Origin of the sequence: Cobetia sp. LC6 (assembly GCF_030264805.1) — a bacterium.
Taxonomy (GTDB): domain Bacteria; phylum Pseudomonadota; class Gammaproteobacteria; order Pseudomonadales; family Halomonadaceae; genus Cobetia.
The window spans coordinates 82,043-104,545 of sequence record NZ_JASSPL010000003.1; the positions used below are offsets into that span (position 1 = coordinate 82,043).

The 22,503-nt window shown below is 63.7% G+C and carries 21 protein-coding genes; 11 read left to right on the forward strand and 10 right to left on the reverse strand.

All coding sequences use genetic code 11. The features are described 5' to 3' along the window. Nucleotides 1-272 precede the first annotated feature (272 nt). From QQF40_RS05315 to QQF40_RS05335, 5 genes are all read left to right on the forward strand, one after another. Nucleotides 273-917 carry a thiol:disulfide interchange protein DsbA/DsbL gene (locus tag QQF40_RS05315; RefSeq protein WP_043333328.1) on the forward strand — a complete coding sequence of 215 codons (645 nt, stop codon included), beginning with the start codon at nt 273-275 and terminating at the stop codon, nt 915-917. Nucleotides 918-1,009: 92 nt separating this feature from the next. Further along, nucleotides 1,010-1,747 carry an endonuclease/exonuclease/phosphatase family protein gene (locus QQF40_RS05320; protein WP_225996620.1) on the forward strand — a complete coding sequence of 246 codons (738 nt, stop codon included), beginning with the start codon at nt 1,010-1,012 and terminating at the stop codon, nt 1,745-1,747. A gap of 606 nt (nt 1,748-2,353) precedes the next feature. Then, nucleotides 2,354-2,923: a TRAP transporter small permease subunit gene (locus QQF40_RS05325; RefSeq protein ID WP_043333327.1), complete on the forward strand. Its 570-nt coding sequence runs from the start codon at nt 2,354-2,356 to the stop codon at nt 2,921-2,923. Continuing rightward, nucleotides 2,923-4,329: a TRAP transporter large permease gene (locus QQF40_RS05330; RefSeq protein ID WP_175089013.1), complete on the forward strand. Its 1,407-nt coding sequence runs from the start codon at nt 2,923-2,925 to the stop codon at nt 4,327-4,329. The genes QQF40_RS05325 and QQF40_RS05330 overlap by 1 nt, the downstream gene beginning before the upstream one ends. A gap of 250 nt (nt 4,330-4,579) precedes the next feature. Beyond that, nucleotides 4,580-5,626, forward strand: a complete 1,047-nt coding sequence (locus QQF40_RS05335; RefSeq protein ID WP_253063601.1) for a TRAP transporter substrate-binding protein — start codon at nt 4,580-4,582, stop codon at nt 5,624-5,626. 99 nt (nt 5,627-5,725) lie between these two features. Here the strand turns inward: QQF40_RS05335 and dtd are convergent, their stop codons facing one another. The 3 genes from dtd to QQF40_RS05350 form a co-directional block, all read right to left on the reverse strand. Then, nucleotides 5,726-6,175 (reverse strand): D-aminoacyl-tRNA deacylase, encoded by a 450-nt coding sequence (gene dtd, locus QQF40_RS05340; RefSeq protein WP_175089011.1) that lies wholly within the window; start codon nt 6,173-6,175, stop codon nt 5,726-5,728. 131 nt (nt 6,176-6,306) lie between these two features. Beyond that, nucleotides 6,307-7,581, reverse strand: a complete 1,275-nt coding sequence (locus tag QQF40_RS05345; RefSeq protein WP_175089010.1) for a TRAP transporter large permease — start codon at nt 7,579-7,581, stop codon at nt 6,307-6,309. A 77-nt stretch (nt 7,582-7,658) separates the two neighbouring features. Then, nucleotides 7,659-8,321, reverse strand: coding sequence for a TRAP transporter small permease (locus QQF40_RS05350; RefSeq protein WP_285460653.1), 663 nt, complete (start codon nt 8,319-8,321; stop codon nt 7,659-7,661). 442 nt (nt 8,322-8,763) lie between these two features. Here QQF40_RS05350 and QQF40_RS05355 point away from each other — a divergent pair, with 442 nt between their 5' ends. After that, nucleotides 8,764-9,855 carry a TRAP transporter substrate-binding protein gene (locus tag QQF40_RS05355; RefSeq protein ID WP_285460654.1) on the forward strand — a complete coding sequence of 364 codons (1,092 nt, stop codon included), beginning with the start codon at nt 8,764-8,766 and terminating at the stop codon, nt 9,853-9,855. Between the two features lie 239 nt (nt 9,856-10,094). Here QQF40_RS05355 and QQF40_RS05360 read toward each other — a convergent pair whose 3' ends face one another. Further along, entirely contained in the window at nt 10,095-10,769 is a 675-nt protein-coding gene (locus tag QQF40_RS05360; protein ID WP_175089008.1) for a chalcone isomerase family protein, read from the reverse strand. Nucleotides 10,770-10,857: 88 nt separating this feature from the next. Then, the gene (gene thiD, locus QQF40_RS05365) at nt 10,858-11,658 is read right to left on the reverse strand and encodes a bifunctional hydroxymethylpyrimidine kinase/phosphomethylpyrimidine kinase (protein ID WP_285460655.1); all 801 of its coding nucleotides are present in this window, start codon (nt 11,656-11,658) and stop codon (nt 10,858-10,860) included. Nucleotides 11,659-11,768: 110 nt separating this feature from the next. Between thiD and QQF40_RS05370 the strand changes: the two genes are divergently transcribed. Together QQF40_RS05370 and QQF40_RS05375 are read left to right on the forward strand one after the other, a co-directional pair. Then, entirely contained in the window at nt 11,769-12,233 is a 465-nt protein-coding gene (locus QQF40_RS05370; RefSeq protein ID WP_502871417.1) for a YqaA family protein, read from the forward strand. A gap of 348 nt (nt 12,234-12,581) precedes the next feature. After that, a complete protein-coding gene (locus tag QQF40_RS05375) occupies nt 12,582-13,814 on the forward strand; it encodes a patatin-like phospholipase family protein (protein ID WP_175089006.1) in 1,233 nt (410 codons plus the stop codon). 121 nt (nt 13,815-13,935) lie between these two features. On the opposite strand, the gene QQF40_RS05380 is transcribed toward QQF40_RS05375, so the two are convergent. Next, complete coding sequence (locus QQF40_RS05380; RefSeq protein ID WP_285460656.1) at nt 13,936-14,700, reverse strand: pseudouridine synthase; 765 nt, start codon at nt 14,698-14,700, stop codon at nt 13,936-13,938. A gap of 3 nt (nt 14,701-14,703) precedes the next feature. Continuing rightward, nucleotides 14,704-16,638, reverse strand: a complete 1,935-nt coding sequence (locus QQF40_RS05385; protein WP_285460657.1) for an ABC-F family ATP-binding cassette domain-containing protein — start codon at nt 16,636-16,638, stop codon at nt 14,704-14,706. A 183-nt stretch (nt 16,639-16,821) separates the two neighbouring features. Here QQF40_RS05385 and QQF40_RS05390 point away from each other — a divergent pair, with 183 nt between their 5' ends. After that, nucleotides 16,822-17,427 carry a TIGR02444 family protein gene (locus QQF40_RS05390; RefSeq protein ID WP_175089003.1) on the forward strand — a complete coding sequence of 202 codons (606 nt, stop codon included), beginning with the start codon at nt 16,822-16,824 and terminating at the stop codon, nt 17,425-17,427. A 139-nt stretch (nt 17,428-17,566) separates the two neighbouring features. After that, a complete protein-coding gene (gene bamJ / locus QQF40_RS05395) occupies nt 17,567-18,274 on the forward strand; it encodes a BamJ family beta-barrel-assembly machinery protein (protein ID WP_285460658.1) in 708 nt (235 codons plus the stop codon). Nucleotides 18,275-18,733: 459 nt separating this feature from the next. Here the strand turns inward: bamJ and QQF40_RS05400 are convergent, their stop codons facing one another. Further along, a complete protein-coding gene (locus tag QQF40_RS05400; RefSeq protein ID WP_285460659.1) occupies nt 18,734-19,450 on the reverse strand; it encodes an SCO family protein in 717 nt (238 codons plus the stop codon). 64 nt (nt 19,451-19,514) lie between these two features. Next, a complete protein-coding gene (locus tag QQF40_RS05405; protein ID WP_175089000.1) occupies nt 19,515-20,108 on the reverse strand; it encodes a hypothetical protein in 594 nt (197 codons plus the stop codon). Nucleotides 20,109-20,375: 267 nt separating this feature from the next. Between QQF40_RS05405 and QQF40_RS05410 the strand changes: the two genes are divergently transcribed. After that, nucleotides 20,376-21,305 (forward strand): AEC family transporter, encoded by a 930-nt coding sequence (locus tag QQF40_RS05410; protein WP_175088999.1) that lies wholly within the window; start codon nt 20,376-20,378, stop codon nt 21,303-21,305. 278 nt (nt 21,306-21,583) lie between these two features. Here QQF40_RS05410 and QQF40_RS05415 read toward each other — a convergent pair whose 3' ends face one another. Next, nucleotides 21,584-22,492, reverse strand: coding sequence for a putative RNA methyltransferase (locus QQF40_RS05415; RefSeq protein WP_285460660.1), 909 nt, complete (start codon nt 22,490-22,492; stop codon nt 21,584-21,586). Between the last annotated feature and the right edge of the window lie 11 nt (nt 22,493-22,503).

The following is a 22,503-nucleotide window of genomic DNA, read 5'->3' on the forward strand; positions in this document are numbered from 1 at the left end:
CCGTACAGCCGGGTGTCGCGTATGATTGACTTGATGACGACCAGCACCAGCACGCCGTTCACGGCGCGTGATCGAGCGACGCCTTGTACGGGGCGTGATCGAACGGCGTTCATCCAGCGGTCAACCTTGTCGCGCTAGGCTGGCCCGACAGTGATCCGCCGTGTCCCGCTCGGCAGTCTCGACAGCAGTGGTGGCTGACACGCATACTCGATGCATCACTAATGTTGCCGGGTATCATGCCCGGGCATGCCTCAATCCGATGGAGATGTTCCATGAAGTGGAAACCCCTACTGACTCTGGTGGCGGGCCTTGGCCTGTCAGCAAGCGTGTTCGCCGCTGAAGCCGGCAAGGACTATCAGGTACTCGACGAGCCGGTGAAGACCGACGCGCCGGCGGGCAATGTCGAAGTGGTCGAAGCGTTCTGGTATGGCTGCCCGCACTGCTACAAGCTGGAATCCAGCCTCGAGCCGTGGGTCGATGAGCTGCCGAGTGACGTGACCTTCAACCGTCTGCCGGCCACCATGGGGCAGGACTGGGTCAAGCACGCCTATGCCTTCTATGCCGCCAAGGACCTGGGCATCCTCGACGAGACCCACAAGGCCTTCTTCGATGCCATCCATCAGGACCACCAGCGTCTGACCGACCCGGATGATATCGCCAAGTTCTACAGCGACTACGGCGTCAGTGAAGAAGACGCCAAGAAGTCGCTGACCTCCTTCGGCGTGAAGAGCCAGGTCAATCAGGCCCACGCCCAGATGCGCGCCTACAAGATCATGGGCGTACCGGCACTGATCGTGGATGGCCGTTATGTCATCTCGCCGAGCACGGCAGGCTCACTGCAGAACATGCTCAAGATCACCGACGAGCTGGTCGAGCAGGTGCGTGAAGAGAAAGCCGGCAGCAAGGACGCCGCTTGATGGCAGCGGCTGCTGACTCAGTGGCCGCCAGCGCCACGGAAGGTGCCGGACTCGACGAGACGGCACCTCCCCTGCGTCTGCTGACCTTCAACATGCAGGTCGGTATCCATACCGCGGCGTGGCATCACTATGTCACCCGCGGTTGGCAGCATGTGCTGCCCCACCCGATGCGCCGCAAGCGTCTGGAGCTGATCGCCGCCGCCATCACGCCCTACGACATCGTCGGACTGCAGGAGGTGGACGGTGGCAGTTTCCGCTCCGGCAACGTCAATCAGGTCGATTCACTGGCCGAGACGGCCGAATTCCCGCATCGCTATCAGCAGCTCAACCGCAACCTGGGCCGCCTGGCTCAGCACAGCAACGGCCTGCTGTCGCGCCTGCCGATCAGTCATCTCGAAGAGCACAGCCTGCCCGGCACTCTGCCGGGGCGCGGGGCCATCCATGCCCGCTTCGGCGAGGGCGAACACGCCCTGCATGTCTTCGTCACCCACCTGGCACTCGGTGCCCGTATCCAGCATCGTCAGCTGCAGTACCTTGGCGAGCTGATCGCGCCCCTCAAGCATGTCATCGTGATGGGTGACCTCAATTGCACGCTGGCCCAGCTTCGTCAGCACAAGGCGTTCAGCGAGGCTCTCGATTCCCGCCCCAGCAAGGCCATCAACAGCTACCCGGCCTGGCAGCCACGCCGTGGGCTCGACCATATCCTGGTCTCCTCGACGCTGCGCTTGAGCCACCCGACCACGCTGTCACACCTGTTCTCCGACCATCTGCCGCTTGCGGTAGAAGTCCATCTGCCAGCCGCATGCCGCAAGGCGATCGGGCTCGCCTGACGCCTGTCTCTCTTGCATAGGCATCCCTGACGTCTGCTTCTCCCTCTCTGACGCCCGGTTCTCACGACTCAAGCTTCCGCCAGCTATCCATGGCTTGCCAGCGGCTGTCTGTGCCATAACGCTTGCGCCCGCCGCCGCGTCTGCGGCGCATCGCTTGCTATCTGTTGGATGCGCATAACGCGACCTGCCGCGACCTTTCTTGCCCTATCACTCGCCTGCCTGCCGGCATTGCTTCGCCTATCCCACTGTAAGCAAAGGCAAAGTCAGCCTGTCAGACCAATGATCCATTTGTTGTTGTGGCGCCGCTCGCTACTCTTTGTCTGCCAATGACGTGGATTAATCGTTGACTTAGCGATGACTGATGACATACCGCATCCGAGCGACGTCACTTACAGGGATGAAGCGTGGAATAGCGTTGTTCAAAGCAATGCCATCACGGCTTGCTGCACACCGCGACTGACCACAACATGAGCAACATCTGAATTGGCGACCTTGACAGCAATCGCTTGCAACACAAGCGCTTGGCAAAGACACAGCAAACGCTGTCGGCAAAGCAACAACAACACCAACAATCATCACCTGCTACCCGCAGGCCAAGGGGACTCCATGTCTGCCAATGCCTCTACCCCCGGCTGGCTCACAGGGCTCGACCGCATGACCGAGGGGCTGGGACGCTGCGTATCCTGGCTGGTCGTCATCATGATGCTGGTCGAATTCACCATCGTGATGCTGCGCTACGCCTTCAATATCAACAGCATCCCCATGCAGGAATCCGTGATGTACATGCACGCGGCCGTCTTCCTGCTCGCCGCCAGCTACACGCTCAAGCACGACGGCCATGTGCGGGTGGATATCTTCTATCAGCGCATGTCGCACCGCGGAAAGTCGTGGGTCGATCTCGGCGGCACCCTGTTCCTGCTGTTCCCGGTGATGACATTCATCCTGCTCTCCAGCCTCGGTTACGTGGGCGATTCCTGGGGCATCAAGGAAGCCTCCCCCGAATCCGGCGGCCTGCCGGGCGTCTACCTGCTCAAGACCCTGATTCCAGCCATCGCCATCCTGATGATGTTGCAAGGCGTGGCGGAAGCCGGCCGCCACCTGCTGTTCCTGATGGGCCGCCTGCCCTCCCCGCATGCGAGCGATGACACCCCTGACCACGATGAGGAGCTGGTGTAATGCTCGAGATCATGCCACTGCTGCTGTTCGTGTGTATCTGTATCGTCCTGATGCTGGGCTATCCGGTGGCGCTGTCACTGGCCGGTACCGCGCTTGCCTTCGCCGGACTCGGCATGGGGCTGGACGCACTGGGCATTACCCAGGGCGTATTCGATGCCAGCTTCCTGTCCGCGATGCCCAACCGCCTCTACGGCACCATGACCAACCAGACCCTGCTGGCCGTGCCATTGTTCGTGTTGATGGGCGTGCTGCTGGAGAAGTCCAAGGTCGCCGAAACGCTGCTCGACGCCATGGCACTGATGTTCGGCTCGCTGCGCGGCGGGCTGGGAATTTCCGTGACCATCGTCGGCATGCTGCTGGCCGCCTCCACCGGTATCGTCGGCGCGACCGTCGTCACCATGGGCCTGTTGTCTTTGCCGACCATGCTCAAACGCGGCTATGACCCGTCACTGGCCACCGGCGCCATCTGTGCCACCGGCACCCTGGGACAGATCATCCCGCCGTCCATCGCGCTGGTCCTGCTGGGCGACGTGCTGTCTTCGGCCTATCAGCAGGCCCAGCTGTCGATGGGCATCTGGAGCCCGAAGACCGTCTCGGTGGGTGACCTGTTCATCGGCGCGCTGATTCCGGGCCTGATCCTGGTGCTCGCCTATATCGTCTACATCGCCATGGTCGCCTGGCTGAAACCGGAAAAGGCGCCGGCCGTCGACCGTGATGCGCTGATGGAAGAGCTGGGGCATACCGGCAGCATCTTCTGGCTGATGATGAAGGGGCTGGTGCCGCCGATCGTGTTGATCGTCTGTGTGCTCGGCTCGATTCTCGGCGGTCTCGCGACCCCGACCGAAGCCTCTGCCGTGGGCGCCTTCGGTGCACTGATGCTGGCCCTCGCCAACCGCAAGCTGAGCCTGAAGACCCTGACGGAAGTGGTGCGCTCCACCACCAACGTCACCTCGATGGTGTTCCTGATCCTGATCGGTGCCGCGCTGTTCTCTCTGGTATTCCGCGGCTTCGGCGGCGAAGAGGTCGTCACCGAGATCTTCGAGAACATGCCCGGCGGCGTCATCGGTGCCACCCTGGTGGTGATGCTGGTGATCTTCCTGCTCGGCTTCATCCTCGACTTCATCGAGATCACCTTCGTGGTGGTGCCGATCGTCGGCCCGGTGCTGCTGGCCATGGGCCTCGACCCGATCTGGCTGGGCATCATGATCGCCATCAACCTGCAGACTTCCTTCCTGACGCCGCCGTTCGGTTTCGCGCTGTTCTACCTGCGCGGCGTGGCCCCCAAGGAAGTCAGCACCAAGCAGATCTACAAGGGTGTCATTCCGTTCATCCTGATCCAGCTGTGCATGCTGGGGGCGCTGGCCGCCTTCCCGGACCTGGCGACCTGGCTGCCGGCCCAGTTCTAGGCCACGACTGACGAGACAGCACAAAGACAGAATACGGGCAGAACAACACAGAGCAGCAACTGAATTGGCGGGGCCTGCCCCGTCAGCTGATGGGAGAGCCGCCAGTCGGCTCATGCAGATGCACGGGAGCCGTTCGCGGCCCACCTCTTGCCCAGCGCCGGTCACTGACCGGTGCACAACAACAATCGGGCACTTCAAGGAGCATGCCATGCAACTCAACAAACTCGCCTTCGGTATCGCCGTCGGCACCATGACCGCCATGGGCACCCTGCCGGCCGTTGCCAACGCCGCCGATACCTTCACCTGGAAGATGGTCACCTCATGGCCGAAGAACTTCCCGGGGGTGGGCCAGGGGCCGGAACGCCTCGCACGTCTGGTCGATGAGATGTCCGACGGCCGTCTCAAGATCAAGGTCTATGGCGCAGGCCAGCTGGTGCCGGGCTTCGAGGTACTCGATACCGTCTCTTCCGGTACCGCGCAGATCGGTCACTCGGCTTCCTACTACTGGAAAGGCAAGGCGCCGGAAGCCCAGTTCTTCGCCGCCGTCCCCTTCGGCATGACCGCGCAGGAAATGAACGCCTGGCTGCATTACGGCGGCGGCCTGGAGCTGTGGAACGAGGTCTACGACAAGTTCGGCGTCGAAGTCATGGCCGGTGGCGCCTCGGGCGTGCAGATGGGCGGCTGGTTCAACAAGGAGATCAACTCGGTCGCCGACCTCGATGGCCTGAAGATGCGTATCCCGGGTCTGGGTGGCGATGTCATGCAGCAGATGGGCGTGGCGACGGTCAGCATGCCGGGCGGCGAGATCTTCACCTCGCTGCAGTCCGGTGCCATCGATGCCACCGAGTGGATCGGTCCGTACAACGACCTGGCCTTCGGTCTCTATCAGGCCGCCAAGTACTACTACTACCCGGGCTGGCACGAGCCGACCGTCACCTTCGAGGCCATCGTCAACGACGACGCCATGGCCGAGCTGCCCAAGGACCTGCAGGCCATCCTGCGTTCCGCGGTACGTGACGTGAACCAGGACATGCTCGACGAGTACACCGCGCGCAACAACGATGCCCTCGAGACACTGCTCAACGAGCACAAGGTCGAGCTGCGCCGTTACCCGCAGGACGTGCTCGACAAGGCGCGCGAGCTGTCCGGCGACGTGGTCAAGAAACTCGGCGAGTCCAACGATCTGGCCGGCCGCATCTACGAGTCCTATACCACCTTCGAAGGCAAGGTCGAGAAGTGGCATGAGGTCTCTGAACAGGCCTACCTGAACGCACGTAATCCGGAAGGCGTGCAGTAAGACTGCGTTACCTGCGCCGCACTCCCGCGAGGCGGCGCAGTCCTGTCATCCAATGCTTGCAGCCGCCCCCTCGGGGGCGGCTTTTTCGTGTCTGTGCGATCAGCTTTCGAGCAGGAAGGTCACCGGCCCGTCATTGAGTAACGAGACCTGCATGTTGGCGCCGAAGCGTCCGGTCTCGATTCCCACCCCGAGCTCTCTCCCGCGCTCACGCGCCTTGTCGACCAGATAGGTGAACAACCGCTCGCCCTCCGCCGGTGGCGCCGCCGAGGAGAAGCTGGGACGCATGCCGCTGCCGGTGTCCGCCGCCAGCGTGAACTGCGAGACCAGCAGCAGACTGCCGCCCGCCTGCTGGACGTTGAGGTTCATCTTGTCGTTCTCGTCAGCGAAGACTCGGTAATGCAGCATCTTGTGCAGCAGCTTGTCGGCACGAGCCTCATCATCGCCCTTCTCGACGCCCACCAGTACCAGCAAGCCGCCCTCGATGGCGCCGACGCTCTCCTCCTCCACCACGACTTCTGCCCGTGTGACGCGCTGGATCAATGCTCGCATGCCGCTTGCTCCTTCAAGAGATGGATGATGGTTCATGACATTGGGTGCTCGGGAGCATACCAGACGCGAACGCCCCGCAGACTGAGCCTGCGGGGCGCGACAGGTGTTACTTGAGAGGATGGGAGGCGCTGCTAGTTGGCGAGGCTGGGCAGGAACAGCGCGATCTGCGGGAACAGCATCAGCAGCACCGTCGCCAGCAACAGCAGGGCAATGAAGGGCGGCGTCCCCCGGATGACCTCCATGTACGGTTTTCGAAATACCGCCACCGCCGTGAAGATGTCGCAGCCAAAGGGCGGAGTCGCCGAGCCTATCGCCGCCTGCAGGGTGACCAGGGTGCCGACCAGCACCGGGTCCAGTCCGGCGGCATCGACTGCCGGCGCAAACACCGGCGCCAGAATCAGGATCACCACGATGGGGTCCACGAACATGCAGCCGACGAAGTAGGCCGCCGCGATCACTGCCAAGAGCGCCAGCGCGTGCTCCGACAGGTAGGGGATGTAGCCGCCGAGGATGGCATCCGGAATCTTGGCGAAGGAGATCATCCACGAGAAGCCCGCGCCCGCTGCCACCAGGATGAACACCACCGCGGTGATCAGCCCCGTGGAAAAGGCCACACCGGGCAGGTCCTTCAGGGTCACGCCGCGATAGATCAGCATCTCGAGAATCAGCGCGTAGATCACCGAGACCGTGGCGGCCTCGGTCGGCGAGAACATGCCCGAGTAGATGCCGCCGATGATGATCACCGGGAAGCCCGCCGGCAGGCTGGCGCGCTTCAAGGCCTTGAAGCGTGCGGGCCAGTCCGCCTTGGGCTGCGGAGCAATGCCCAGCTTCCATGACTTCCACATGCAGTAGAGCGAGAACAGCACCAGGATCATCAGCCCCGGGCCGATGCCGGCGATGAACAGGTCACCCACCGAGGTACCGGTCGCGACACCATAGATGATCATGCCGATGGAGGGGGGAATCAGCAGCGCGATATCGGAGGCATTGATGATCAACGCGATGGTGAACTTGTCACTGTAACCGGCTTCCAGCAACCGCGGGCGCAGCGGGCGCCCCATCGCCACCACCGTGGCCTGGGTGGAGCCGGATACCGCCCCGAACAGAGTGCAGCCCAGCGCGGTGGTCACCGGCAGGCCACCGCGCCAGTGACCGACGAAACGCTCGACAAGGTCCAGCAGGCGCTGGGCAGTGGAACCCTTGAGCATGATATCGGCCGCCAGAATGAACATCGGCACCGCCGTCAGCACCACTGGCTGCAGGCCACCGATCATCTGCTGGATCACCAGCTCCGGCTTGAGGAAGGGAAAATCGCTGAACAACAAGAAAAAGGTGCCGACGCTCAATGGCACCATCATGGGTACCCCAAGCAACAGCAGCCCCACCATCACGAGCAGAATCCACATCGCAGCTTCCGTCCCTGGGTCAATGAAGTGTGATCAATCGTCTATCGAGGCTCGAGAAGACATTCCAGACGCAGTGGCTAGAGCGCGCCGCTGCCGTCGACTTCCTCGTTCTCGTCCATCTCCGCCGTACGCCATGACAACCAGGCGCCCTGCGCCAGCAGATTGCGCAGAATCGCCATCAGGTACTGGAGAGCCCCGAGCGCCAGTCCCAGCGGGACCACGGCATAGAGCGCCGCCAGCGACCAGCGCAGCGACGGCGTGACACGCCCGGACTTGGCCAGGCTCTGCAGATAATCCACCGCCAGCCAGGCGAGGTAGGCCAACAAGGCACAGGTGATGACCTGCCCGGCGATCAGCAGCACCTTGCGCAACCATGGCGGCATGAAGTCCAGCAGGGCCGTCACGCGGATATGTCGCCCGGCGCGCGCGCCGTAGCTGATGCCGAGGAAGGTCAGCCACAGCTGCAGGATCTGCATCAGCTCTTCGGTGAACGGCAGGCTGTAGTTGAAGATGTTGCGCCCGATGACGTTGGCGATGCTGGCCGTCGCCATGCCCAGCACACACAGGGCGATCAACCAGCGCTCGACGTGCGCCAGTCCCTGGTCACCACGTTCGAACCAGGCGGCCAGACGGCGCAGCGGCGCAGGCAGATGTGCGAGGGGGTCCTGACCGCCATTCGTCTCGGCCGGGCTGGGGCGGGTCTCATCAGCGGAGGGGGACTTGGAGGGGGGCGAGTTCATGAAGCGGTTTCCTGTTGATGTGGCATCCTGCCAGATAGGCTTTCTACCAGGCGTCATGCGCGCAGTGGTTTTCACCAGACGGCCAGCATTTGCCAGTACGATCCATTGAAATTTTCCTCGGCGCCGTCGTGATTTTCACTTTGGCTACTCTTGTTCTAGCTTTATTAGCGGCGCTTGAAATCAGTATGCAGCCGACGCACGGCATGTCGCTCCGGCGCCGGGGGCCGATTGTGAAGCCCTGGTGAGCAATGAACAGAGCCTCGAGTACCAGAGACTCATGCGCACAAGCTCAGCTTGTTCATAATAAATTCTAATCACACTATCCAATTTGGTAATTTTTTTATTATATTAAGAATGGCAATATTATCTGAATGATGCAAGTTGCACGCCGGGTGTGCCCAGAGCCGCCCGACGCTGATGGAAATCACACAAGGAGAACAAGATGACGATGCAATGGAACCCGTCACCCGAGCAGAATCGCGAGACGTCCAGGACTCCTGTTCCCTTTTCTCGTCTCGCCGCGCTCATCAAGGGAGGCGCCCTCACCGCTGGATTGGGCATGGCGGCGCTGGCCTCCGCGGGCGTGCAGGCGGACACCTGGCGTTTCGCGCTGGAGGAGGTCTCCGGCAGTGTGCAGGATGCCTACGCCCAGGAATTCAAGAAGCGCATCGAAGAGGCTTCCGGTGGTGACATCGATGTCGAGATCTACCCCTATGGTGCACTGGGTACCTCCTCGCAGCTCACCGAACTGGTGCAGAGCGATGCCATCCAGCTGACCTTTGCCTCACCGGGTCACCTGGCCTCGGTGATTCCGGAGTCGGGCGTCTTCACGCTGCACTTCCTGTTCTCCGACGACAATGCCGTCAATGAAGAGGTGCTCGGCAGCTCCAAGGCCATCGACATGCTTTCCGAGGCCTACACCGAGCAGAACCTCCAGCTGCTGGGCGTGATTCCGGAAGGCTGGATGGTGTGGACCGGCAACCGCGACATCAAGACACCTGAGGACATGGAAGGCTTCAAGATCCGCACCATGACCTCGCCGATTCTGGTCGAGAGCTACCGCGGCTACGGGGCCAACCCGACGCCGATGCCCTATTCCGAGGTCTACTCCGGCCTGCAGCTGGGTCAGATCGACGGCCAGGTGAACCCGGTGTTCGCCATCCAGGAAATGAGCTTCTACGAAGTTCAGGACTACATGATCCAGGCCAAGCAGGCGCAGTTCATCACCACGCTGGTGGCCTCCAGTGACTTCTATTCCGGACTGGATGACGAGCAGCAGCAGATGCTCGACAAGATCACCAACGAGATGCGTCCGTACATCTTCGAGAAGCAGGAGGAGTACAACGCTGACCGTCTGGAGAAGATCAAGGAAGACAGCGACATCGAGATCATCACGCTGACCGATGAGCAGCGCGAAGCCTTCCGCCCGGTCGGCGAGAAGGGCTGGGAAGTCTATCGTGAGCAATCCGGTGAGCGCGGCAGCAAGATCCTCGACACCCTGCAGGCCGACATCAAGGCTGCCGAAGGCAAGTAAGCCCCAGGCAAGCGCGTCAGCCCCGCCAGGCGGATAGCAAAGAGCGAAAGAGTGATAGAAAGATAAAAAGTTGGAATGTTAGAAAGACGCGCACGAAAAACGCCCCTGCCGGGACTCCCGGCGGGGGCGTTTTTCGTGGTGTCTCGGTCCAGACGCAAGACGAGAGCGATGCCGCTACAGATGAACCAGATAGGCTAGAGGGACCAGATAGACTAGAGAGGCCAGATGGAGAGCACGCGCTACTGCCCCAGCAGCTGGGTACGGAAATCCTGCTGAGCCGGCTCGTCGCCAAGCCAGATCGCGAACAGGCCATTGGCCAGCGCCAGCGAATCGCTTTCGAAGATGACCTGCCCGTTCAGCACCAGCGACAGCGTGCCTCTGCCCCCACCGGCGGGCAACCATTGCAGTGCATAGCGGTCCCCCGGCACGACGTCCTGATAGGCACGATTGAAGCGCGTCAATTCAGGCTCGATCGCCGCAAAATCCGCCGAGGACAGGTTCTTGCGCACGCCCTTGGTGGTCGCCTTGGCGAAGTCCTCGGCGTCGATGGCATGGAAGTACTCCAGCACCAGGCGGCGCGAGACATCCTTGAGCGGCGCCGGGCGCGGGCGACGCGCATCCTGATAATAGGCGCCGACATAGGCATCCCATAGCAGGTAGGTGAAGAGCCCACTGCCGATCAGCGTCAACGGCTGTCCGGACTGCGTGGTCACCTGATCCGCGAAGGTCACCCCCTTGATCTCGACGGCGAGCGCAGCCGGGCTGGTGGTGGCAAGCAGCGCCCCCATCACGCCCGCGGCCAGCCAGCGCGGCGCACTCGCCACCGGCGAACTGACGACACGCCAGGCGGTGTTCAGGTAGCAAACGGCGCCACGGACAGCTGACACGGACAAGCGATACAGCGATATAGGCATGGCATCTACTCGTTGGCTGGCAGGGATCAAGGGGAGCCTGCGGGATTCATCACTCCTGCAGACTTTCACGGGCCTGGCTCTCGCTGACTTACCACAGGGCGTGGAAATGATGCACCGGCCCACGACCCTTGCCGACGTTGAGCTGGTCGGAGGCGCGCAGCGCGCCCAGCAGCCATTCGCGCGCCTCGACCACCGCCTGCGACAACGGCAGATCGTTCGCCAGTCGCGCCGTGATGGCAGAAGACATCGAGCAGCCGGTGCCGTGCAGGTTGTCGGTCTCGATACGTGGCGCGCACAGCCATTGCTCGCCGGCATCACTGACCAGCAGGTCATCACAGGCCTGCCCCTCAAGCGCCCCGCCCTTGATCAATACCGCCTTCGCGCCTCGGGCGCGCAGCTCGCGAGCGACCTCAGGCATGTCGGAGCGGCCGATCAGGCGACGCTCGCCCAGCAGTACCGCGGCTTCATGCAGGTTGGGCGTGATGATGTCGGCCAGCGGCACCAGGTGCTCGGCCACCGACTGGATGGCAGCATCATTGACCAGCGCATCACCACTCTTGGCGACCAGCACCGGGTCCAGCACGACCCAGCGCGGGCGACGCTGCTGAAGGCGGTCGGCGAGCATTTCCACCACCAGCGGATCGGCCACCATGCCGATCTTGGCGGCGCGGATATCGAGATCATCCAGCACGGCGTCCAGCTGTGCGGCGATGAATTCCCGCGAGACCGCCTCCACGCTGCGCACACCACAGGTATTCTGCGCCGTCAGCGCCGTGATCACGCTGGCCCCGTAGGCGCCCAGCGCAGAGAATGTCTTGAGGTCCGCCTGAATGCCGGCTCCCCCGGAGGGGTCTGAGCCCGCTATCGTCAGGACGCACGGAATATGCATGCAGGAAGCTCCCGAAATATGGCTTTGACGTGCCAACAGCATACCCGAGCTGAGGAGGGAAGAAAGCCACCCCCAGCGCCCTGACACCGTGAAAAACAGAAGAAAGTGATATGGATGAAGCGGCCTTACTGTCATTGCCGGGATTGACCTCGCTCGCCGTGATCTCGCTGGCCAGCGCCACCCTGCTGCCCGGTGGATCGGAAGCGGCCTTCGCGGGACTGTGGTGCCAGGGACACGCGCCCTGGGCGCTGTGGATCGCGGCGACGCTGGGCAACACGCTCGGCAGCCTGATCAACGTCGCCCTGGGGCGTGGCGCCCGCCGCCTGCGCACACGGCGCTGGTTTCCGGTCTCGCGGCGCGCATTGGCGCGCGGCACTCTGTGGTATCGCCGCTTCGGCGCCTGGAGCCTGCTGCTGAGCTGGGCCCCGCTGATCGGCGACCCGCTGACGGTGCTGGCGGGGGTCTTCCGGCTGGCGTGGTGGAAAAGCCTCGTCCTGATCGTGATCGCCAAGGGCGGACGCTATGCATTGCTGCTGCTGGCAGCCGACCTGTGGCTGACGCCCTGGTGTCAATGACCGGCGCACGGCTGCTGCTCCTGTCTTCCTCCTTGTCTCTGCCCATGCCACTGCCCCTGCCGCCTCAGTCAGTCGCTTGAATGAGATCGCAGACACGCAAGGCGAGGATGCGTGCTATGCTGACAGGCGCCATGCTGCACTGCACAATAAAAGCGCTTCCATTGCTTGGGCCCAGTGCCTCATTGCCTGGATCAGGTGCTTCATTGCCCTTGATATGCACCTCGTTACCCTTTCGCTGCCTCCACGAGCCCACGCCTCCCCCATCACATGGCGTCTCGCTCGCGACGGTCCCCCTGACCTCGGGCATTCCCCGGCGGAGTGCTGCACTACTAGAGAGGAGAAGGTTTCATGCGTGATACATCCTGCGACTTCTGCGCCGATGCGCTCAATATTCTGGTGTTGCAAGGCGGTGGTGCGCTCGGCGCCTACCAGATCGGCATCTTCGAGGCGCTGGCCGAGGCCGGCATCCAGCCCGACTGGGTGGTCGGCACCTCGGTCGGCGCCATCAATGGCGCCCTGATCGCCGGCAATCCGGAGGGCGAGCGCCTCAAGGCCCTCGAGTCATTCTGGTACAGCATCGCCCAACCCGCTGCCAGCATGGGCCCCGCCTTCCATCCGTGGGAACGCAGTGTCGCGCGTACCTCTGCCATGCTGTGGGGCATCCCGGGCTTCTTCCGCCCGCGCCCGCTGTGGACGGTGCCGATCTGGCAGAGCTTCTTCGGCGAGCCACCCAGCCTCTACGACACCGAGCCGCTGGGGGACACGCTCAACCGACTGGTGGACTTCGAGCGACTCGATGCCCGCCACCCGGAGAATGTTCGCCTGTCGGTCGGGGCGGTGAATATCGGCAGCGGCGCACTGCGCTACTTCGACTCCTCGCATGAAGCGCTGGACCACCGCCATATTCTGGCCAGCGGCGCCCTGCCACCGGCCTTCCCACCGGTGTGGGTCGATGGCGAAGCCTATTGGGATGGCGGTCTTTACTCCAATACGCCCGTCAGCTGGGTGCTGTCGGAGCGCCCGCATGGCGAGACGGTGGTCAACTGCTACGTGATCGACCTGTGGAGTGCCGATGGCAAGGTGCCGGAGACATTGCAGGAGGCGCAGCTGCGCGAGAAGGACATCCAGTATTCCAGCCGTGCCGGCGAGCATCTCCATCTGCTGGAAGAGAATCAGGCGCTGCGCATGGGAATCGAGAATCTCGCCGACCATCTGCCGGAGGAGCTACGCCAGTCACCGAAGATCCAGCGCATCCTCGCCATGACCCAGCAGCCCTCGATCAACGTGGTGCGCCTGCTGGCCTCGGCGCGCCCGGGCGAGACCTCACTGAAGGATATCGACTTCTCGCGCGCGACCATCGACTCGCGGCGCGACAGTGGCTATCAGGACATGCAGGAAGTGCTGAGCCGCTGCAGCCAGTTTGCGCCGCTGCCGGAGGATATCGGGGTCATCGTGCGCAACTTCACGCGCAACGCCGACGGCGAGCTGGTCAGCCTGTCGACGCCTGATGCCAGCCCCGCCGACGATGACCAGGCGAGCATCTCGGCAGAAGACCTGCCCGGTCAGGCGACCGGCAGCTGAGCAGCGCTGACGACGATTCAGCACGATCCATCCACCCCCCATCGCAGCCGTCACTCGCTGGCGGCGCACCGGGTGGGTGTGGATAACCCGGTGTCGACAAGATGCCACCCGCCGAGTGGCCTCACCCGCGAGGTTGCGCGGCCCCCAGCCGTGAACACTCCTCGCGGGTAAGCTCGCGCCACTCCCCCGGCGCCAGCCCCTCGAGACTCAAGCCCGCCACCGACTCACGGTGCAGCCACACCACGCGATTGCCCAGGCTGCGCCACAGCCGCTTGATGTGATGATGGCGTCCCTCGTGCAGCGTCAGGCGTGCCTGGTCCGCGCTGAGAAACGCAAGCTGTGCCGGCAGTGTCGGGCGCGGATCATGTTCAAGCATCACCCCCTGGCGAACCTGTGCAATGGCGCTTTCCTGTTCGATCTCCGACAGGGGACGCTCCAGCCCCATGCGATAACGCTTGGCGGAGCCCTCGAGCCCGGCAGTGCTGATGCGCGCCGAGACACCGCCGTCATTGGTCAGCAGCAGGGCGCCGGTCGTCGCACGATCAAGGCGCCCGACATGGTGGATGTCGGCCAGCCAGCCGCTGTCCTCGCCGCGTGCATTCAGCGTGTCACGCAGCACATCGATCACGGTGGGGTGTTCGGGGTCATGACAGGCCGTCACGACCCCGGCGGGCTTGTTGAGCAGGATATGACGCGGACGCCGCGCGACCTGCAGGCAGACGACAGCGTCACTCACTGACAGGTGGATGTCATCGAAGGGGCCGACCTCATGCAGCGGGTCGCTGACCGTCGCGCCGTTGACCCGCACGCGCCCCGCCGCCAGCGCCGAGAGCGCATGACGACGGTTGAGCTGTGGCTGACGTGTCAGCCAGCGGTCCAGCCGCATGACCTAGTCCGCCGCCTTGAGCTGGGCTTCCATTTCTTCCAGCGCTTCCTGAGCCTCGAGCCACTCGGCTTCGGCCTCATCGAGGCGACTCTTTATCTCGCCCTGGCTGGCCAGCAATTTGGTCAGCTCCGTCTTGCGGTCCGCCTCGTAGAGCGTGGCATCGCCCAGCGCTTCCTCGATCTTGTCCAGCTCGCCCTGCGCCTTGCTCATCTTCTGCTCGGCCTTGTCGCTGACCTTCTTGAGCGGGCGCAGCTTCTCGCGCAGTTCGGCCGCCTGACGGCGCGCCTCCTTGCGGTCCGGCGTGCGCGTGCTGCCAGTCCCCGCATCGGCATCCTTCTGGGCGCGCGCTTCCCGCCGCTCGCCCTCGACCCGCGCCTTGAGCCAGGCACGGTAATCATCCAGGTCACCATCGAAGGGCGTCACGCGGCCATCGGCGATGCACCAGAATTCATCGACGCAGGCACGCAGCAGGTGGCGGTCGTGAGAGACCAGGATCACGGTGCCCTCGAAGGTCGCCAGCGCATCGGTGAGCGCCTCGCGCATGTCGAGATCCAGGTGGTTGGTCGGCTCATCCAGCAACAGCAGATTGGGCTTCTGCCAGGCGATCAGCGACAGCGCCAGACGCGCCTTCTCACCACCGGAGAACGATTCCACCGTGGCGTAGACCTCATCGCCGTGGAAGCCGAAGCTGCCGAGGAAGGTGCGAATCTCCAGCTCACCCGCCGTCGGTGACAGACGCAGCACATGATTGAAGGGCGTCGAGGACAGGTCGAGCCCGTCCACCTGGTGCTGGGCGAAGTAGCCGATGGCCAGATGCTCGCCGGCGGTCCGCTGGCCCTCGACCAGCGCAAGCTCGCCGGTGAGCGCCTTGATCAGCGTCGACTTGCCGGCGCCGTTGGGGCCGAGCAGACCGATGCGCTGTCCCGGTAGCAGTGAGAAGCGTACCCCGGAAAGTTGCGGCGGCTGCCCGGGATAGCCGATCACCGCGCGGTCCAGCCCCAGCAGCGGATGCGAGATCTTGTCGGAGCACGGGATGATGAAGTGGAACGGAGAGTCGGCCTTGACCGCCGCCGTCTCTTCCATGCGCTCCAGCATCTTCATGCGGCTCTGGGCCTGACGCGCCTTGGTGGCCTTGGCCTTGAAGCGGCGCACGAAATCCTCGATCTCGGCGCGCCGCGCCATGGTCTTCTCGTGCTCGACCTGCTCGCGCACCAGACGCTCGGAACGCGTGCGCTCGAAGCGGCTGTAGTTGCCCTTGTAGACCACCAGCTTGCGACGATCGAAGTGGATGATGTGATCACACACCGCATCGAGGAAGTCGCGGTCGTGGGAGATCAGCAGCAGCGCGCCGGGATAACGCGCCAGCCATTGCTCCAGCCACAGCAGCGCATCGAGATCCAGGTGGTTGGTCGGCTCATCCAGCAGCAGCAGATCAGACGGCGTGAACAGGGTGCGCGCCAGATTGGCACGCATGCGCCAGCCACCCGAGAAGGCCGCCAGCGGCTGACTGAGCTGCGCCTGGCTGAAGCCGAGGCCGACCAGCAGCTGCTCGGCACGTGCCCGTGCGGTGTAGCCATCAAGGGTATCGAAATGGGCGTGCAGCTCGGCCTGACGCTGGTGCTCGCCGCTCTCTTCGGCGGCCGCCAGGGCGCGCTCGGTCTCGCGCAGCGCGTGGTCCCCGTCCATGACGTAGTCGACGATCGGACGCTCCAGTGCATCGATTTCCTGCGCCATGTGCGCGACACGCACGCCACCGGCCAGCGATACCGTGCCGCTGTCGGGCGTCAGCTCGCCGAGGATCAGGCCGAACAGGCTCGACTTGCCGGCGCCGTTGGGGCCGACGATACCGGCCTTGTGACCGGCATGCAGCGTCAGATCCGCTTCGTCGATCAGCGGTGCTCCGCCGCGTTGCAGGGCGAGCTGGCGCAGTGCAATCATGACAACCTCGATCAGAAAATACGGGGGACGTCGGGCTCCCGTTCACCGCCACCGACACGAGCGCTACGACTCAGCAAGCTGATGAGCGCGACACGTGAAGAGACATCATCGGTGGCACGTGAAGAGACATCATCCGTGACACATGAAGAGACATCATCCGTGACACACGAAGAGGCCGACTTGATGGGCGCATATTCTATCGGATTGTGGGACTACGCGCTGTCTCTGTATGCCCTGCCCGGCGAGGTCGGCTCTGCGGGCAACTCTCAGCCGACGCCGGACATGATGAGTACCTGCCTGCTGCTGCAGGACGAGGCGGGACTCGATGTCTGCGAGCTGCTGTGGATTCACTGGCTGTCCGCCCACGGCATCGCCCTGGCCGCCTCGCCCACTCGCCTGCTGGAAGACGTGCGCGACTGGCAGGGCTGGATGACCGGCATGCTGCGCGAGCGCCGCCGCCAGTTGAAGCAGGAGCTGAAGACGCTGCCCGCGACCCAGGACCCGGCCGCGGTGCAACGCCTGGAACGCCTCTATCAGCAGCTCAAGGCCTGCGAGCTTTCCGCCGAGCGGGAAACCCTCGCCCAGCTGGAAGAGCTGAGTCCTGCGCTGTCGTCAGCCGAAGGAGCGGCCGGTCTGCGGGCACCCTTCGCGCATGTCGCGGACCCGCTGCAGGCCTTTCAACAATCACTGGCTCTGCTGAGTAGCAAGACGACGCTCGCCGTGGGGGATCACCCGACGGCACGTGCCCTGCGCAGACTGGCACTGGCCCGCGTGCCCGCCGGCGCCTGACAACGCCAGCGAGATGCGGAACTTGTACGCGGCTGGTAGAGTCGGAGTAACACTAGTGCCCGAGGCAGGCCATGCTGCCTCGGTGTCAATTGCGTGTTTCGGGCCCGTCTCAGGCCCATTCCATCCTGAAGGAGTTTTCATGAAACAGCTGGTCAGTGCCGTCGCGCTCGGCGCCCTCCTGGTCACCCCGTTCAGCTTTGCCGCCGATGACAGCCTCGCAGACGAGCAGGCACAGCTCAGCTATGGCATCGGCGCGACTCTGGGCAAGAGCCTCTCCCAGGACATCACCGATCTGGATCTCGACGCCTTCACTCAAGCCGTGCGTGATGTCTACGCCAAGGGCGACATGAAGATGAGCGACCAGGAAATCGCGGATTCGCTTTCCCGCTTCCAGCAGAAGAAGATGGAAGAGCAGAAGAAGATGGTCGAGCAGGAAGCGACCGACAACAAGGCAGAGGGTGACAAGTTCCTCGCCGAAAACGCCAAGAAGGACGGCGTGAAGACACTGGATTCCGGCCTGCAGTACAAGGTGCTGGAATCCGGAGACGGTGCGACCCCGTCCGCTGAAGATACCGTCAAGGTGAACTATGAAGGCAAGCTGCTGGACGGCACCGTCTTCGACAGCTCCTACCAGCGTGGCGAGCCGGTCAGCTTCAAGGTCAACCAGGTCATCAAGGGCTGGCAGGAAGCACTGCAGGAAATGAGCGTCGGCGACACCTGGATGCTCTACGTCCCGGCCGAGCTTGCCTACGGCAAGGCTGGCACCGGCGGCCCGATCGGTCCGAACGAGACGCTGACCTTCAAGGTCGAGCTGCTCGACGTGACCAAGGCCGACGCCAAGCAGTAATGGCGGCGTGAGCCTCCCCTGCTGGTAACCGGCAAGCACTGCTGCCGGTAGAAACGCAAAGAGCCGCCCGATGGGCGGCTCTTTGCGTTTCTGGCAATGGCGGATGTCCGCTGATTCTCCCCTCCAGAAATCCCTGTACGGACGCCGCCATCCTGTGGATAAATCTGTGGGGAAGCTATTGACCACAGGTTGACAACCGGCCTTCATGGTGCCTGTCGCGGCAGTGATGCTGGTTGAACGCAAAGCAACCACTGACTTGACATTTTTAGTCGATATCGCGTAACAGTTTGTTTTTACTAGTTTTTATAAATCAGCTCTTGACGGCACTGCGTTGCGTGTACGAGGCATCATGATTATCCACAAAATTTTCCTTGAGCGCTTGCCAACTTGTGGACAATGTGTATTTCACCTCTTGGCAAGGCCTGAAGGCGCGGCGCATTCAGCGAGTGCACGCAGGGCTCAATCAGCGGTCGCGCTCAGGACGCGCGTCACGCCAGCGCGAACACCCGCCGGCCCCGGCGTGAATGGAATGCGATCGTAGATACGTCCCTGAGCAGAGACGAGATAGAGCGCGGCGCCATGATCGATGGTGTAACCCAGCGCGGAGTCCTGCGCCTCGACACGCCGATAGCTGACCCCATAGCGCCGCGCCACATCGGCGAGTGCCGCCTGGCTGCCGGTAATACCCTGAAAGCGTGGCCCGAAGTGCCCGGTGTACTCGGCCAGCCGGGCAGGCGTGTCGCGCTCGGGGTCCAGCGAGACCATCACCGGCACCACGCGCGCCGCCGCCCGGGGTGGCAGTTCAGACATCACCTGACGCAGCGCCGCCAGCGTCATCGGACAGACATCCGGGCACTGGGTGTAGCCGAAGTAGAGCGCGATGACCGGCGTGGCCTGCGCGTCGGCGGCCTCGCCCATCGTCACCTTCGCCAGCGTGAAGTCACCCTGCTGTGATTCGAGCTGGATGGGGCCGCCCAGACTGGCCCAGGCCTGCATGCCCGCAACCGGCGCCAGGTCCTGCTGCGCCTGCTGCCAGGCGACACCGGCTCCGATCACGGCCGCCAGGCCGATGGCGCCCAGCAGCCACCAGCGTCTGGCGACTCCCTTGCCCAACTGATGGCTCTCCTGCTGGCGGGTACCTGACTGTCCATCCTGTGACTTTCGCTCTTCTCCCATCCCCGCCTCCCGGTATTCTCATGCCTGAAACGATGCCCCTGCCGGCCGGGCTCAACGCCAACGGCTAGCTGCCCTGATGCGTCGGGCGGGTATCACTGCGAAACAATTGATCGACCGAGCTTTCGAGCTGCTCCGCCGTGGTGGCCTGCGGATGACTATCGAAATCGAACCAGCTACCCAGTCGGCCACGCTCGGTGGTCACGATCACCTGCGCGCGCCACGCCATGGTCGCACTGCTGCAGAATCCCAGCTGCCCTTCCCCCTGCCAATGCTGGCGCTCGAGGCTCTGGGCATCGGTGGTGCTCAACACGCTGCGCTTCACGCCCATGTCCATGTGGCGACCGATGAAGTCCACCTCGACCCCCTCCGGTGAGACGCCCTCCGTCATCACGCGGATGCCCAACGGCGTCAGCGGGCTGATATCGCCGTCCAGCGCCAGAGTAATACGCCCGAAGCGGCCCAGTTCGGCAGTGCAGGGGGCATGATTGAGCTCGCAGGACTGATTGGGCGCGAACCAGGTCACCTTGCCGTTGCTGCCATCACGTACCAGGTAATAGTCGATCAGGTAATACAGCGAGACCACGATGGTGATCAGCGTGACGATGATCAGCAGATTGAGCAGCCGCGGGCGGGCATTGTCTTCTTCTACGCGATACATGGCAGTTCCGGCAACGGTCCGGCAGCGCATCGACAGGCAAGGCGCCCCGAATGGGAAAGAAAGTGACGTGATGGGAATGGTCTGCACTCAGACACGGCACGACGGCAACGCGTGACCGGCGAACAAGACCTGAGTCCAAGTGCAGCGCTGAGCGAGTCATGACAAGCTTACCAGCCCGCCTCACCGCGGCAGCAGGCGAGACATCATGTCACGCGCTCGCCACATCGCTCTCAAGGCATTCGCACTCAGCCCCGACAAGGAGTCAGCATGGCAAGTGTACAGCAGGCGCTCGGCCCCCTCTTCCTGTTGATCCTCGCGGGGGCATTGCTGGGGTGGAAGCGATTCCCCGGCGAAGGTTTCTGGAGTGAACTCGAACGCCTGATCTATTACGTGCTGTTCCCCGCCATGCTGGTGTCCACGCTGGCGCGCGCCGACATGGCCAGCGTGCCGGTCGTGACGCTGGCCAGCGTGATGTTGGGCGCGATGCTGCTGTTCGCCGCCGCGCTATGGCTGAGCTGGCGTCACGCGCCGGCCTGGCTGAGCCGTCATATGGGCGACGCCGCCTCCTTTACCTCGCTCTTCCAGGGCAGCATCCGCTTCAACAGCTACGTCGGTGTGGCCGGGGCAGCAGCGCTGCATGGCAGCGCCGGGGCGACCGTCGCGGCCGTGGCGCTGGCGCTGATGGTACCGGCCGCCAACCTGTTGTGCGTGATGGCCTTCATCTGCGCAGGCACCCTGGGCGAAGGCGGCCTGCTGCGCTCGCTCAAGGCGCTGACCCGCAACCCGCTGGTACTGGCGTGTCTGGCCGGCACGGCCCTCAACCTGAGCGGCATCGGCTTGCCGGGCTGGAGTGGCGACGCCATCAGCCTGCTGGGGCGCGCCGCCTTGCCGCTCGGCCTGGTCGCGGTGGGCGTGGCGCTGCGCCCGCGTGTACTGGTAAGCAGTGGCAGCGTGGCGTGGCTGGCAAGCCTGCTGAAGCTGCTGGCGATGCCGGCACTGGTGGTCGTGCTCTGCCGGTGGTTCGGCCTCGAGGGGGTGGCGCGCGATGTGGCGATTCTGTTCGCGGCGCTGCCCACCGCGACCTCCGCCTATATTCTGGCCCGCCAGCTGGGCGGCAATGCCGAGCTGATGGCGGCGTTGATCACCGCCCAGACGCTGCTGGCGATGCTGACCCTGCCCCTGTGGCTGGCGAACTGAGCTCCTGTCGACCCGAGCTGCTGTCGAGCTGTCGATCTGACGACCGCACATCCGAACGCGACGTGAGAGCTCGCAGTGTGCGCAGCGCACAAGAAAAAGGGCATCCCCAGATGAGGATGCCCAAGACCGTGACTAGCTTGATGAGGAGAAACACCGTAGCGGGGGCCTGACTCCGCCGCTACGGCTGGGCTTGCGCCCTGCGATGTCTGCCCGGACACCGCACATACAAGATAATCATTCTCATTTGCTTTTGCAAGGCAAATGCGAAGAATTTCTATTTAAGTTTTATCTTGTGCATCCTCGAGCGAGAACACCCTCAGCTCCGCATGCAATTCGACCTCCAACGCCGTCATGGCTTCCGCACGTGCCAGGCCATCACGCTCGGCGCGATAAAGATGCGGCGTCATGGTCAGCAAGTCCCGGATCTGCTCATTGCTGGTCAATGAAAGCCCCGCATGCAGATGCTCGACCTCGCCTCTGATGGCGAAGCCCGCGGACTCGGCAGCGCTCAGTCCGGCCTCGCCACGCGCGGGCTTCAGCTCGCGGTAGAGAATCCTGCGCAACGCCAGCAGGTGCTCGGCCCCCGCCTCAAGCAGCACGACGTGGCCACCGGGCTTGAGGACACGCGCGAATTCCTGCCAGACAGGGAAGCCGAAGGCGCAGATGACGACATCCACACATGCATCCTCCAGCGGCAGGGCGGCGTTGGTGCCCACCAGCCAGGCGGCATCACGTGACTGCTTCGCCGCAGCCAGCACCGCATGTTTGGAGATATCCAACCCCGCCGCCGTCAGCGAGAAATCCCGCTCACCGGCAGCGCACGCCAACTGACGCAGATAGAAGCCTTCGCCGCAACCGGCATCCAGCACGGCCAGCGACGTCTGGGCCGCAGCCAATGCCAGCACACGACGGGCCAAGGCCGCCGCCAGCGGCTGATAGCCGCCGAGGGCGAACAGGCGCTGGCGGGCACTGACCATCGCCTTGCTGTCGCCGGGGTCCAGGCTGCGCTTGCGCTGCACCGGCAGCAGATTGACATGGCCCTGGCGTGCGATATCGAAGCGATGCCCGTCGGCACAGCACCAGCTCTGGCCATCACGTTCCAGCGGCTGGGCATCCAGTGGACAGGTCAGGGCCGTCAGCGGGGTCATGGTCGGGCGATCAGCCGAGTCGGCGGTAGGCGTCGTCATGGTCAGCAACT

What these genes read in the sequence shown, in the direction of transcription:
- QQF40_RS05315 (WP_043333328.1), top strand. Translation starts at nt 273, where the DNA reads ATGAAGTGGAAACCCCTACTGACTCTGGTGGCGGGCCTTGGCCTGTCA.
- QQF40_RS05320 (WP_225996620.1), top strand. Translation starts at nt 1,010, where the DNA reads ATGCAGGTCGGTATCCATACCGCGGCGTGGCATCACTATGTCACCCGC.
- QQF40_RS05325 (WP_043333327.1), top strand. Translation starts at nt 2,354, where the DNA reads ATGTCTGCCAATGCCTCTACCCCCGGCTGGCTCACAGGGCTCGACCGC.
- QQF40_RS05330 (WP_175089013.1), top strand. Translation starts at nt 2,923, where the DNA reads ATGCTCGAGATCATGCCACTGCTGCTGTTCGTGTGTATCTGTATCGTC.
- QQF40_RS05335 (WP_253063601.1), top strand. Translation starts at nt 4,580, where the DNA reads ATGACCGCCATGGGCACCCTGCCGGCCGTTGCCAACGCCGCCGATACC.
- dtd (WP_175089011.1), bottom strand. Translation starts at nt 6,175, where the DNA reads ATGCGAGCATTGATCCAGCGCGTCACACGGGCAGAAGTCGTGGTGGAG.
- QQF40_RS05345 (WP_175089010.1), bottom strand. Translation starts at nt 7,581, where the DNA reads ATGTGGATTCTGCTCGTGATGGTGGGGCTGCTGTTGCTTGGGGTACCC.
- QQF40_RS05350 (WP_285460653.1), bottom strand. Translation starts at nt 8,321, where the DNA reads ATGAACTCGCCCCCCTCCAAGTCCCCCTCCGCTGATGAGACCCGCCCC.
- QQF40_RS05355 (WP_285460654.1), top strand. Translation starts at nt 8,764, where the DNA reads ATGACGATGCAATGGAACCCGTCACCCGAGCAGAATCGCGAGACGTCC.
- QQF40_RS05360 (WP_175089008.1), bottom strand. Translation starts at nt 10,769, where the DNA reads ATGCCTATATCGCTGTATCGCTTGTCCGTGTCAGCTGTCCGTGGCGCC.
- thiD (WP_285460655.1), bottom strand. Translation starts at nt 11,658, where the DNA reads ATGCATATTCCGTGCGTCCTGACGATAGCGGGCTCAGACCCCTCCGGG.
- QQF40_RS05370 (WP_502871417.1), top strand. Translation starts at nt 11,769, where the DNA reads ATGGATGAAGCGGCCTTACTGTCATTGCCGGGATTGACCTCGCTCGCC.
- QQF40_RS05375 (WP_175089006.1), top strand. Translation starts at nt 12,582, where the DNA reads ATGCGTGATACATCCTGCGACTTCTGCGCCGATGCGCTCAATATTCTG.
- QQF40_RS05380 (WP_285460656.1), bottom strand. Translation starts at nt 14,700, where the DNA reads ATGCGGCTGGACCGCTGGCTGACACGTCAGCCACAGCTCAACCGTCGT.
- QQF40_RS05385 (WP_285460657.1), bottom strand. Translation starts at nt 16,638, where the DNA reads ATGATTGCACTGCGCCAGCTCGCCCTGCAACGCGGCGGAGCACCGCTG.
- QQF40_RS05390 (WP_175089003.1), top strand. Translation starts at nt 16,822, where the DNA reads ATGGGCGCATATTCTATCGGATTGTGGGACTACGCGCTGTCTCTGTAT.
- bamJ (WP_285460658.1), top strand. Translation starts at nt 17,567, where the DNA reads ATGAAACAGCTGGTCAGTGCCGTCGCGCTCGGCGCCCTCCTGGTCACC.
- QQF40_RS05400 (WP_285460659.1), bottom strand. Translation starts at nt 19,450, where the DNA reads ATGGGAGAAGAGCGAAAGTCACAGGATGGACAGTCAGGTACCCGCCAG.
- QQF40_RS05405 (WP_175089000.1), bottom strand. Translation starts at nt 20,108, where the DNA reads ATGTATCGCGTAGAAGAAGACAATGCCCGCCCGCGGCTGCTCAATCTG.
- QQF40_RS05410 (WP_175088999.1), top strand. Translation starts at nt 20,376, where the DNA reads ATGGCAAGTGTACAGCAGGCGCTCGGCCCCCTCTTCCTGTTGATCCTC.
- QQF40_RS05415 (WP_285460660.1), bottom strand. Translation starts at nt 22,492, where the DNA reads ATGACGACGCCTACCGCCGACTCGGCTGATCGCCCGACCATGACCCCG.